Below are 11,142 nucleotides of genomic sequence, written 5' to 3'. Positions count from 1 at the left end.
GCAGCCAGCCCGTTGGCAAAAGACCTGCTCACAGCTAGGCAGGTTTTTCTGTGCGTTCCGAACACTACTCGGAGGAAAAAATCCATTCATGACAGCACCGACCATCCAGTCTCACAATCCGGCTCTCGATCTCACTGGTTCAAAGCTCCGTCTCAAAGATATTCTCAAAACTCTGCCCCGCGAAAGCTTTCAGCGCAATATGCAAAAAGCCTGGACGATGGTGCTGGTCAATGTTTTGATGGTGGGTCTCGGCTATTGGGCAATTCAGACATCGCCCTGGTTTTTGCTTCCTTTCGCCTGGGTGTTTACGGGCACTGCCCTCACCGGGTTTTTTGTGATTTCTCACGACTGTGGGCACCGATCGTTTGCAAAGCGCAGATGGGTTAATGATTTGGTGGGTCATATCTTTATGGCACCGCTGATCTACCCGTTCCACTGCTGGCGCATTTTGCACAACCAACACCACAACCACACCAACAAAATGGATGTGGATAACGCGTGGCAGCCCTTTCGCCCAGAGGTCTATGACGAGTTTGGCACCGTTCGGCGCGTTGGTTATGAACACATGCGCGGTCGTTTGTGGTGGCTAGCCTCGATTTTGCATTGGGGGATTATTCACTTTGATCTGTCTCAATATGAGCCGAAAGATCGCGACAAAGTGAAAGTCTCGATCGCGGTTGTCGTGTTGTTTGCGGCGATCGTCTTCCCGACCCTAATTGCGACGACTGGGATTTGGGGATTTGTCAAATTTTGGCTGGTGCCTTGGCTGGTTTATCACTTCTGGATGAGCACCTTTACGCTGGTGCATCACACGCTGCCCGACATTCACTTTTCTGAGCCAGAAGACTGGGATGCGGCTCAAGCGCAGCTATTTGGCACCGTTCACTGTGAATATCCGTTTTGGGTTGAGTTTCTCTGCCATCACATTAATGTTCACATTCCTCACCATCTATCAACGGCGATTCCGTCTTATAATTTGCGACTCGCGCACCGCAGCCTGCAAAAGACGTGGGGAAATTCGCTGCAAGAGCATCACTTCTCTTGGAAGCTAATGAAGCAGATTACGGATAAGTGCCATCTTTATCACCCCACTTACGCCTATCAATCGTTTGAGGAATATCAGAGCAAACGGTGATCTAGAGAGCGATCGCGTTTAACTCAAAAAGTGCGAAACCTGGCGGTAAAACTTCCAGGTTTTGCGCTTTTAATGGTTGCAGATATCTTTACACGAAGTATAGAGATAACAGATGTAGACGAATTTATAAACCGTCACGGTGACATTTATAATCTGTAATGTCTGCTACAAAAATCATCGCTCTCATCGCATAGAAAGCAAAATAAGAACGAATTAGAATTTACTACTCACAAAGCTGAAGATATTCATTACAATTTGTTATTCACTTCAGCCCGATCGCAATCTTATTCTCCAGATACCCTGTTGAGCCAATTCTGAATGAGCACTGAGACCTATCTAAATCACCCCACATTTGGTTTGCTGTTCAGAGTGTGTTCGGTAGAAGACAAGCGAGAGTTATTTAGCACTCTCTATGCCCAGCGACTCTTTTTCATCGTCTCAAACAGCGGCGATGGCATCGAGTTTGAACCAATTAACCGCACCGAGTCTAAAGTGCTGGTCGAAAATCGGCTGCGAATGCTGCGTCGGACTAGGTTGTCTCAGGAGTACGATCAGCTTCAGATCATTCACAAACGCACGTTTCAATGATGGCTGTTGATTCTGACTCGCTCAAAGATCGAATCGTTCGATTCCGCGAAACTATTCCTGACACGGTTCGCATTGTGGCAGTCACTAAGCAAGTGTCTGCTGAGGTGATGCGGATCGCTTATGCCGCCGGGGTGCGAGACTTTGGCGAAAACCGCATTCAAGATGCCGAAGTCAAACAAGAACAACTTAAAGACTTGACCGATGTTACCTGGCATTTGATCGGGCATCTGCAAGCAAACAAGGCAAAGAAAGCCCTAGAGCAGTTTGAGTGGATTCATTCAGTCGATAGCTTGAAACTAGCGCAGCGACTCAATCAACTTGCCGTCGATCGCCCCCACAAACCTCAAATCTGTCTGCAGGTTAAACTGCTTCCTGACCCCAATAAATTTGGCTGGACTGAGGCAGACCTATTGGCAGATCTGCCTCAGTTGAGTGACTGTAAGCATTTAGACATCCGAGGGTTGATGACGATCGCGCCCCTCGGTCTAGAATCTACAGAAATTTTCAATCTTTTTGTGCAAACTCGCGAACTTGCGGTTAAGATTCAACAACTGAATATAGAGGGACTCTATTTAGACCAACTCTCAATGGGCATGTCCGAAGATTATCTGTTGGCAATCCGATCGGGAGCCACTATGATTCGACCCGGACGAATTTTATATGGAGATTTGCAACGTTGAGTCTAGCGAATCAGGGTACGGTTTAACCCTCAACCCTTTTAGCAGTCGATGCAGATGGGTGAGTAATCACTGGCACTGTTGTATCAGCAACTAAGTAGGTAGGCGCAATTATTTGTAGTGTTGGGCTTCATGCCTCAATCTAACCTACAGCTACTTTATCTTCAACTCTACTCGCTTACTTATTGTTCAACTGCGACTAACTCGTGAGTCATCTATGAGCAATAAAGATATCTCTGATGCTGGGCTGTAGGACTTTTTGAACTTAACGCCAAAAGAATTGTTCGATGTAGCAAAAGGTGGTATCTTAGTTGACCTAGATGGCTCGTTCAGGTCACTCAACTTCAAGAAGTGATGAAACTAACGTTTTAAGCGGATTGAAATAAGGTTGAACCAACTGAATCTATCTCACTCCATTTTTCAAGCCAGCGTTGAGTCATAAATTTGGTTTCTACAACGTTGAAACTAACCTTGATTGTGTTGATCAAACAGTTGAAAAAATCTAGCTTTAAAGCTCTGCTTCATGGCAAGATTTTACTCATTGTGGGGACATTATCAAGAATCTCTGCTCACGATCCATCTGAGGTCTACTTTATAGAAAATCCTCTATGCAAAGATTTACAGGATATCTGGGTTAGCTGACTGTAGAAATCAACGATCGAGTGATTCAAAAGTTGAACTAGCCGATAGAATAATGACTGAGATAGCAAAAAAAGTTCATAGGGGCTTTCAAATTTGCGACCTAGAGGTATATTATTTATTCATTAATTCTCAACAGTAATGTGATAGACTTCCTGAGTTGCAAATCAGAAATTTAGTCCTTACGATTAAGCGTAAATGCGTTAACTCAGACTTTCATTGCTGCCGTCTAATAAAACCTGAGTCCGGCTGTATCGTTTGCTACCTCAGTGGTTAAAATCTGGTCTTCCAATGTTCTCCCTTGAAAGTGTAATGGAGCTTAAATGATGAGTATCTTCAGCAAACTGCGTGATTTTGTCGGCTTGAACGAACAAGCAGATTATGAATATGAGTATGACGAAATGGATGGACAGGAATATCAGACTCTCTATCAAGAAGAGAATCCGGTTCCTGCTCCGATCGCTGATGAAGAAAGCCGCGCACGTCGGCAACGGTTCCGCGATCGCGTCGCCACTAATCCCGAAACTACCCCTATTGCAACAGGTGTGAACAACAGCATGAATAACGTGATTGGAATGCCCGGAGCCGCTAATGGTATCTCAGAAGTCGTGGTGATGGAACCCCGCACTTTTGAAGAAATGCCCCAAGCCATTCAAGCCTTGCGTGAGCGTAAGTCAGTCGTGTTAAACCTGACGATCATGGACCCTGACCAAGCGCAAAGAGCAGTTGATTTTGTGGCGGGTGGCACCTACGCGATTGATGGTCATCAAGAGCGCATTGGCGAAAGCATCTTCCTCTTCACGCCTAGCTGTGTTCAAGTTAGCACTCAAACGGGTGTCATTCATGAAGTGCCACAACCTCAACCTGTGCGTCCCGCACGTCCCGCAGCCCCGACTCCTGCATGGGCAACCGAGTCAGTCAGAGCAGCCCAATAGAGGCTAAGGATCAGGAGTCAGGATGATGCTGTAAATGATTGCACCTGATACCCGATGCCTGACTGAAACTTGATTTTTTGGGGACTCACCTTGTCTACTAAATTTGGAATGATTGGCGGCGGGATGATGGGGGAAGCCCTGTTGTCCCGTCTTGTCGTTGGGCAGGTTTATTTGCCTGGCGACATGGTGGTGAGTGAGCCACAGGCTAAACGGCAAGAGTTTTTAGCGCAGCAGTACGGAGTACAGGTCACGGGGGACAATCAGGTCGCTGCGCGCGCGATCGAGGTTCTCTTTCTCGCGATCAAGCCTCAAGCTTTTGAACAAGTCGCGGCGGGTTTATCGGATTGCGATCGTAGCCCGTCAGCTTTAGTGATCTCGATTTTGGCAGGAACGCCCCTGAGTGTTTTGGAATCAGCGTTTCCAGGACAGCCTGTGATTCGGGCGATGCCCAACACTCCCGCAGCAGTCGGGGCAGGCATCACGGCGATCGCGGCTGGTCAACACGTTCAGGCTGATCACCTAGATCTTGCCCGACGCATTTTAGGAACTGTTGGCGACGTGGTGGATGTGCCAGAGTCGATGATGGACGCTGTAACCGGATTGTCGGGGTCGGGTCCTGGCTATGTGGCATTGATGGTCGAAGCGTTAGCAGATGGCGGAGTTGCGGCAGGGTTGCCAAGAGCGATCGCGCTCAAACTTGCCCTGCAAACCGTGCGCGGAACGGCTCAACTGCTGCAAGAAGAAGGCATTCACCCTGGCGAACTCAAAGATCGCGTTACCAGTCCGGGAGGGACGACGATCGCGGGGATCGCGGTGTTAGAAAAAGCGGGCTTTCGATCGGCAGTGATTGAAGCCGTAAAAGCGGCATGGATGCGATCGAGAGAGTTGGGACAGAAATCCTGAAGATCTAACCCTCAAACAGGTCGATCGGTAAATGTCCAAAGGTCTCGTTGATGTCGTCGTCATAAGCAGACTGGCAGGAAACCAACACGCCTCGATGGTTTCCGGTATAGGGTTCTGCTCTGCACAGTCCCGTTTTAGGATTGTATTTGATATACACTGCGTCGTCGGTGGTTGCCTGAACTTCAGGACGTTCATCGCGCTGCAATGCTGCTAAGTAGCTGTGAAGTGCTTGCTGCCCTTTGCTAGCGTTATCTGCGCAGATTCCAAAGATTTGATAGTCAGAGCGATCAACCATTAAGAACAACGCTTCTCGAACGGTGGCGTAATCCAATTCGGGACTGGAAGGCTCTCGATCGAGACAAATAAATTGTCTGAGAAGCTCTTGTGCAGTTTGGATCGTCAGACTGGAAACTTGGGAAGACATGAGTGATCAGCGATGAAGGTCGAGAGAAAGAGTCTATCGTTTTTTGAGTCTAGTTTGAAAAGGTCGGGAGAAACTTAAGCAAAAGCGTGAGAGTGCTGTAGGTTGAAGTGCAGTGTCTAGCCAAGATTCATCGTGCCACGAATTTTTGACAACATTGACTTAAAGTTGTTGCCCGTTTTGAGAGAAACGCTGCAAGCTGCAAAACGAGCAGACTTCTGTGTGAATTACTTTAATCTGCGAGGCTGGCAGCAACTCGATCGCCTAATTGAGCAGCTTCCAGGCGGAGATCAAGGCTGCTGTCGGCTGATTGTGGGAATGCAAAAGATGCCGCGTCAACAGCTTGAAAGTGCGCTTTCGCTGACTGGCTCAGAATGAGACATCGATCAGCGTGAAGCAATTCGATTAAAGAAACAAGCCGCGCAAGAGTTTCGAGAGCAACTGACGATCGGAGCACCGACCAACGAAGATGAAGCGGGTTTGCAGCGACTTGCCCATCAGCTCAAGGCAGGAAAATTTGTCGTCAAGCTCTATCTGCGACACTCACTTCACGCCAAGCTGTATTTGATTTACCAAAATAACCCCAATTTACCGACGATCGGGTTTCTTGGCAGCAGCAACTTAACGCTTTCTGGGTTGCACCATCAGGGAGAGTTGAACGTCGATGTTTTAGATCATGATGCGACGAATAAATTAGAACGCTGGTTTGACGGACTTTGGAGCGATCGCTTTTGTCTTGATATTCCTAAAGAACTCGCGCAACTGATCGATGAAAGCTGGGCGCGGGAGGCATTGATTTCGCCCTATCACATTTATCTAAAGATCGCTTATCACTTGTCGCAAGAAGCGCGAATCGGGTTGTCTGAGTATCGAGTGCCAAAAGAGTTTCGCGATCGCTTGTTTGACTTTCAAAGTGCCGCTGTGAAGATCGCTGCCCAGCACGTCAACAAACACGGCGGCGTGTTGATTGGCGATGTCGTCGGATTGGGTAAAACGATGGTGGGTTCTGCGCTGGCACGAATTCTATAGGAAGATTTGTGGTTAGAAACGTTGGTCATCTGCCCCAAAAATCTCGTCTCTGTGTGGTGCGATTATGTGCGGGAATATCGGCTGATTGCTGAAGTAATTTCGATGAGTCGTGTTCAAATCGAGTTACCTAACTTGCGGCACTATCGAGTCGTGTTGATCGACGAAAGCCATAACCTCCGCAACACAGATGGAAAACGCTATCGAGCCATTCAAGAATACATTGCGATTAACGAAAGCAAATGCATTTTGCTAACCGCAACGCCCCATAACAAAACCTATTTAGACTTATCAGCACAGCTACGGTTATTTATTCCTGAAGATAAAGATTTAGGCATTCGTCCAGAACAACTTCTGTATGAGCTAGGAGGCGAAGCGGCATTCAGGCGGAAGCATCAGGTGCTAATATGATCGCTACGAGCATTTGAGTTTAGTGATCACGCTGATGATTGGCGAGATTTAATGAAGCTGTATATGGTACGACGAACGCGTAGTTTTATTAAAACTCACTATGCTCAAGATGACAAAGGACGGAAGTTTTTAGAATACCAGGTGAGGGAGTATTTATGCAGAAAGTCTAATTAAATTGCTGTCAGAATGTCATTATACTCGACTCACTTTGCGGCTTTTGATTATGCTGGTTGACCGATCGCCCTCAAATTCTCCTCCTTCACGAGAGCCACTGCTCAAACGGCTGCGTGACGGTTTGCGTCCGGGGCAGCAAGAAATTGCTGACTGGCAAGGCGGACGATTGGCAGTTTCCGCAGTGCCGGGATCAGGCAAGTCAACGGGCATGGCAGTCGCGGCAGCGTTGGCGATCGCGCGTTATCAGCTTCACGCTCGGCGGCAGTTAGTCGTTGTCACCTTTACCCGATCGGCAGCCGCCAATATCAAATCAAAAATTCGGGAGTATCTCAAAACGCTGGCACTGCCTCAAGGTGGGTTTGTGGTGCATACGCTGCACGGGTTGGCGTGGTCGATCGCGCGCAGCTATCCAGAGCTATCGGGGTTGAATCCTGAGAGTGTGCTGATTACGCCAAATCAAAGTCATCGCTTGATTCGCAACAGCGTCGAGCAGTGGATTGGGCTGAATCCGTCGCTTTATCAGCAGCTATTAGAAGGGCAGCAGTTTGACGGTGAAGAAACCGAGCGGCTGCGTCGTCAAGCCGTTTTGCGAACTGAAGTCTTGCCCGCTTTGGCAGATACGGTGATTCGGGAGGCAAAAAGTTCGGGGTTGATGCCGCAAGCGTTGCGCGATCGCAGCAATCAACTCGCTGACGACTCGATTTTGACGATCGCCGCCGGACTTTATGAGCAATATCAGCTTCAGCTAAAGTCGAGGAACTCGATCGACTATGACGAGATGATTTTAGGCGCATTGCGGGTGCTTGAAAATCTGAGTGTTAGAGAGCGTTGGCAAACTCAAGTCTTTGCCGTGTTTGAAGATGAGGCTCAAGATTCCAGCCCACTGCAAACCAAGCTGTTAGAACTGTTAGCAACCAATCCGAGTGACTCTGAAAATCAGCAAAATCTGGTTCGAGTCGGCGATCCCAACCAGGCGATTAACTCAACGTTTACCCCGGCTGATCCGGTGTTCTTTCGTCAATTTTGCCAAGAGTGCAGCCACGACGATCGACTGGCAGAAATGAATCAAGCAGGTCGCAGCAGTCAGGTGATTATCGATGCAGCAAACTTTGTTTTGTCTTGGGTCAATCGCAATTACAGCCGAGTCGCTGATGGTCACGATGAAGCGATCGAACTCATCGCCGATTCCACAACCCAATTTTCTGCTACGCCGTTTCGTCCTCAAGCGATTCATCCCGTCGCATTTGACGATCCTCAAGCCGATGCAAATCCAGTCCCGATCGGGCTAGGTTTAGAAATTTATACGCCAGAAGATGTCTATAAAACTGTCGAATTGATTGGGCAGCGATCGCTCGCTTTATTTGCTGATAATCCCGATGCTCAAGCGGCGGTTTTAGTTCGTACCAATGAGCAAGGGCGATTTGTCGCACGAGAATTAAAACGCTGGCACGGCGATAATCTCGACGTGTTTGAAGTCGGACAACGCGATCGTCAATCTCACATTCCCGCAGAGATATTGTCGCTGTTGCAGTTTCTCGATCGTCCCCATTCTCCCGACAATCTCAAAGCCGCTCTTTTAGCGTTAGTCGGACGACGATTAATTCCCAATCAAGATCTCAACGCGCTCGTGACCTTTCCCGAACAGTTTTTGTATCCGGCACCCCTTGACCCGCCCCAATCTGCTCAAGTAAAAGAGGCGAGTCACTATTGCGTCAGTCTGCTCCGCGCTCGATTAGAACTGCCGCTCTATCAGTTAATCTCGTTTCTCGCCTACACGCTGGACTACGATCAAACCGAATTGGCAACGGCAAATAAGCTGTCAGAACGAATCATGCAGCAAACGACTGAGAACTCGCTAGGGGCAATGCTAGAAACGTTGAGTGAGATTGTTAGTTCGGAGCGATTTGAACCTGTTGAAGCAGAAGATGACGATCGCTACACCCGTCCCAACCAACTGACGGTGATCACGATGCACAAAGCTAAAGGATTGGACTGGGACACGGTTTTTATTCCGTTTCTGCACGAAAATATGATTCCTGGAAGCCTTTATGTGCCGCCTCAAGCGAAGTTTTTGGGAGACTTCACTCTGTCAGAAGTGGCGCGCGCTCAGATTCGAGCGATCGTGCACGATACAGTGATTCCCGATATCGAGACCGCTTGGAAACGAGCAGACTATCTCAAGACTGCTGAGGAGTTTCGCTTGCTTTACGTGGCGATGACGAGAGCCAAACGCTTGCTGTGGATGTCAGCCGCCAAACGAGCGCCGTTTAGCTGGAATAAATCGGAAAACTTAGACGATCGGAAGCCGTGTCCTGTGATTCCAGCCCTCAAATCCCGATTTCCTGATTCTGTGATAGACGATGACGACGTTGATTTTTGATGTGAGACGTAATCTCGTAGATTGCTCCTAAAGTGGCAAATATTGAACGTGGCTTGTGAAATCCTCCAAATCGCAAGTCTTTGCAATGAGTTCTAGATCTCTGACGCAATCACCGATGCTGACAAGCTGTTGAGGAGCATAAATGACTCCTGAAAAACTCGATTCTTTTTGCTGAAGCTGCTTAACAATCGCTAAAAAATCATCATCTCTAGTGAACAAGACTCTCTGAAGTTCGTTCGCTCGATCTAAAACAAGCGGATCAGGAATCCCCTTCCGACCGTCTTCTTGGATACAAAGGACATCCACCTCTCGTAGCCTCAACCCGACCGTGATCTGGCGGGGAACGTTGTCATCCATTTACAAAGTGATCGTCACGGCAACAGCCTTTTCGCTTGAAGCTTTGCAACGATCGGAGAAGGATCTGCTTCTTGACACGATCGCTCTGCAAACTCTAGCCGTCGCTGCATATCTGCGTCAATGTCCGCTTTGTGATCCCAGTAGTAAGCCAATGCTGAATAGATTTTGCTCAAAGCAACGTGGGGATACTGAAAATGCAATTCTTCAGGACTCCAGCCGTAGACAAGGTGTGAGGTCACTAGCTCAACGACCTTCATGGTTGTTCCTGCCACGATCGGCACATTGTTCTCGTTGAGTTCAATGTGTTTGTATCCGGTTGTGATGAAGGTCATGATGGTTGCCTCATTCATTTAGCTATTTTTGATCATAAACTGCTTTGCTGCTTTGTCCTTGCGTTCGCTGTGGCGATCGGTTAAGTAATCTACTTGCTCTCTCAAGAGCGTTGTGAACTTGTAGAGTTCTTCCATTACGTCAATCATACGATCGCGATAAGGCGAGTCTTTTAGCGTGCCGTCTTCGTTAAATTCTTGATAGGCTTTGGCGATCGAAGACTGATTAGGAATCGTAAACATCCGCATCCAGCGACCGAGCAACCGCAGGGTATTGACTGCATTGAAGGACTGGGAACCTCCAGAGACTTGCATAACCGCTAATGTTCTACCTTGAGTCGGGCGAACGGCTCCAATGGTTAGAGGAATCCAATCAATTTGGTTTTTCATAATGCCAGTAATATTGCCGTGCATCTCTGGGCTAGACCAAACCTGCCCTTCTGACCATTGACTTAACTCGCGTAACTCTTGCACTTTGGGATGGGTGTCAGGCACGCTGCCATAAATTGGTAGCTCACGCGGATCAAAAAATCTCACCTCTGCCCCAAATTCCTGAATAATTCGAGCAGCTTCTTCGGCAGCAAGACGGCTATATGAACGCTCTCTGAGAGAGCCATATAAAAATAGAATTCTGGGAGGATGATCAAATTTGCTCATAGATTTGCAAACTCGATCGGGCTTACTTAAACAGCGGCGAATTTATTATTTCAATCCTGCTAAGGCTTGCAGGAAGGTTGTTTGAGCCTCGCGCAGGTCAACATCAGGATTCGCATTTTGTATCGTCTGCATCGCTTGGTTATAGGACGAACCAGAATTGATTAAATAAGCTGCCAGCATCGTTCCTGTTCGTCGCCGTCCACTCGTGCAGTGAATGGCTACAGCATTGCCAAGCTGGTTTTGATGATTTACAAAGTCTTGTAACTCCTGAATTTGTTCCTGGGTTGGTGCTGTGCCGCCTTTAATAGGTAGCCAAAGATGAGGAATGTCCGCGTATTTGTAGACATCGAGATTAGACGGATCATCCATCACGGATACGATCGCGCCTATCCCTGCAGTCTGTAGCTCATTCAATTCCTCGGATGTTGGCTTTCGCACTCCTGCCAGTTTGCCGGGAATTACCCACCAGACGTTTTGTGCGATCGGTTGAATAAATGGCTGTGTCATGAC

14 protein-coding genes are annotated in these 11,142 nt (G+C 48.0%); 9 read left to right on the top strand and 5 right to left on the bottom strand.

The window, feature by feature from the left end:
• Positions 1-88 precede the first annotated feature (88 nt).
• The 5 genes from A8707_RS16470 (at position 89) to proC (ending at position 4,877) form a co-directional block, all read left to right on the top strand.
• A complete protein-coding gene (locus A8707_RS16470; RefSeq protein ID WP_068818322.1) occupies positions 89-1,135 on the top strand; it encodes a fatty acid desaturase in 1,047 nt (348 codons plus the stop codon).
• Between the two features lie 318 nt (positions 1,136-1,453).
• Positions 1,454-1,723, top strand: coding sequence for a transcriptional coactivator PipX (pipX, locus tag A8707_RS16465; RefSeq protein ID WP_068818321.1), 270 nt, complete (start codon positions 1,454-1,456; stop codon positions 1,721-1,723).
• Complete coding sequence (locus tag A8707_RS16460; protein WP_068818320.1) at positions 1,723-2,403, top strand: YggS family pyridoxal phosphate-dependent enzyme; 681 nt, start codon at positions 1,723-1,725, stop codon at positions 2,401-2,403. Before pipX ends, A8707_RS16460 begins: the two co-directional genes overlap by 1 nt.
• 959 nt (positions 2,404-3,362) lie before the next feature.
• Entirely contained in the window at positions 3,363-3,974 is a 612-nt protein-coding gene (locus tag A8707_RS16450; RefSeq protein ID WP_068818318.1) for a cell division protein SepF, read from the top strand.
• Positions 3,975-4,064: 90 nt separating this feature from the next.
• A complete protein-coding gene (gene proC, locus A8707_RS16445) occupies positions 4,065-4,877 on the top strand; it encodes a pyrroline-5-carboxylate reductase (RefSeq protein ID WP_068818349.1) in 813 nt (270 codons plus the stop codon).
• 4 nt (positions 4,878-4,881) lie between these two features.
• Here proC and A8707_RS16440 read toward each other — a convergent pair whose 3' ends face one another.
• Positions 4,882-5,301: a DUF1824 family protein gene (locus tag A8707_RS16440; RefSeq protein WP_068818317.1), complete on the bottom strand. Its 420-nt coding sequence runs from the start codon at positions 5,299-5,301 to the stop codon at positions 4,882-4,884.
• A gap of 132 nt (positions 5,302-5,433) precedes the next feature.
• Between A8707_RS16440 and A8707_RS29790 the strand changes: the two genes are divergently transcribed.
• From A8707_RS29790 to A8707_RS16420, 4 genes are all read left to right on the top strand, one after another.
• Positions 5,434-5,676 carry a phospholipase D-like domain-containing protein gene (locus tag A8707_RS29790; RefSeq protein ID WP_068818316.1) on the top strand — a complete coding sequence of 81 codons (243 nt, stop codon included), beginning with the start codon at positions 5,434-5,436 and terminating at the stop codon, positions 5,674-5,676.
• Positions 5,677-5,778: 102 nt separating this feature from the next.
• Positions 5,779-6,327, top strand: coding sequence for a phospholipase D-like domain-containing protein (locus A8707_RS29785; RefSeq protein WP_068818315.1), 549 nt, complete (start codon positions 5,779-5,781; stop codon positions 6,325-6,327).
• Positions 6,328-6,429: 102 nt separating this feature from the next.
• The gene (locus tag A8707_RS29780; protein WP_231948109.1) at positions 6,430-6,735 is read left to right on the top strand and encodes an SNF2-related protein; all 306 of its coding nucleotides are present in this window, start codon (positions 6,430-6,432) and stop codon (positions 6,733-6,735) included.
• A gap of 208 nt (positions 6,736-6,943) precedes the next feature.
• The gene (locus A8707_RS16420; protein WP_331711724.1) at positions 6,944-9,289 is read left to right on the top strand and encodes an ATP-dependent helicase; all 2,346 of its coding nucleotides are present in this window, start codon (positions 6,944-6,946) and stop codon (positions 9,287-9,289) included.
• 27 nt (positions 9,290-9,316) lie between these two features.
• Here the strand turns inward: A8707_RS16420 and A8707_RS16415 are convergent, their stop codons facing one another.
• The 4 genes from A8707_RS16415 to A8707_RS16400 are packed head-to-tail and all read right to left on the bottom strand — an operon-like array spanning position 9,317 to position 11,139.
• Positions 9,317-9,646 (bottom strand): DUF5615 family PIN-like protein, encoded by a 330-nt coding sequence (locus tag A8707_RS16415; RefSeq protein ID WP_068818313.1) that lies wholly within the window; start codon positions 9,644-9,646, stop codon positions 9,317-9,319.
• A gap of 14 nt (positions 9,647-9,660) precedes the next feature.
• On the bottom strand, positions 9,661-9,978 hold the full coding sequence (locus tag A8707_RS16410) for a DUF433 domain-containing protein (RefSeq protein ID WP_068818347.1): 318 nt from the start codon (positions 9,976-9,978) through the stop codon (positions 9,661-9,663).
• Between the two features lie 18 nt (positions 9,979-9,996).
• The gene (gene arsH, locus A8707_RS16405) at positions 9,997-10,674 is read right to left on the bottom strand and encodes an arsenical resistance protein ArsH (protein ID WP_414858406.1); all 678 of its coding nucleotides are present in this window, start codon (positions 10,672-10,674) and stop codon (positions 9,997-9,999) included.
• Positions 10,675-10,677: 3 nt separating this feature from the next.
• Positions 10,678-11,139: a phosphatase domain-containing putative toxin gene (locus tag A8707_RS16400; RefSeq protein WP_068818346.1), complete on the bottom strand. Its 462-nt coding sequence runs from the start codon at positions 11,137-11,139 to the stop codon at positions 10,678-10,680.
• Positions 11,140-11,142: the final 3 nt, after the last annotated feature.

Origin of the sequence: Phormidesmis priestleyi BC1401 (genome assembly GCF_001650195.1) — a bacterium.
GTDB classification, from domain to species: domain Bacteria; phylum Cyanobacteriota; class Cyanobacteriia; order Leptolyngbyales; family Leptolyngbyaceae; genus Phormidesmis_A; species Phormidesmis_A priestleyi_B.
The sequence above is the reverse complement of the archived record's forward strand: the minus strand, read 5'-3'. Positions and strand labels throughout refer to the sequence as shown.

What these genes read in the sequence shown, in the direction of transcription:
- A8707_RS16410 (WP_068818347.1), bottom strand. Translation starts at nt 9,978, where the DNA reads ATGACCTTCATCACAACCGGATACAAACACATTGAACTCAACGAGAAC.
- A8707_RS16460 (WP_068818320.1), top strand. Translation starts at nt 1,723, where the DNA reads ATGGCTGTTGATTCTGACTCGCTCAAAGATCGAATCGTTCGATTCCGC.
- A8707_RS29780 (WP_231948109.1), top strand. Translation starts at nt 6,430, where the DNA reads ATGAGTCGTGTTCAAATCGAGTTACCTAACTTGCGGCACTATCGAGTC.
- A8707_RS16415 (WP_068818313.1), bottom strand. Translation starts at nt 9,646, where the DNA reads ATGGATGACAACGTTCCCCGCCAGATCACGGTCGGGTTGAGGCTACGA.
- A8707_RS16450 (WP_068818318.1), top strand. Translation starts at nt 3,363, where the DNA reads ATGATGAGTATCTTCAGCAAACTGCGTGATTTTGTCGGCTTGAACGAA.
- A8707_RS16470 (WP_068818322.1), top strand. Translation starts at nt 89, where the DNA reads ATGACAGCACCGACCATCCAGTCTCACAATCCGGCTCTCGATCTCACT.
- A8707_RS16400 (WP_068818346.1), bottom strand. Translation starts at nt 11,139, where the DNA reads ATGACACAGCCATTTATTCAACCGATCGCACAAAACGTCTGGTGGGTA.
- A8707_RS16440 (WP_068818317.1), bottom strand. Translation starts at nt 5,301, where the DNA reads ATGTCTTCCCAAGTTTCCAGTCTGACGATCCAAACTGCACAAGAGCTT.
- pipX (WP_068818321.1), top strand. Translation starts at nt 1,454, where the DNA reads ATGAGCACTGAGACCTATCTAAATCACCCCACATTTGGTTTGCTGTTC.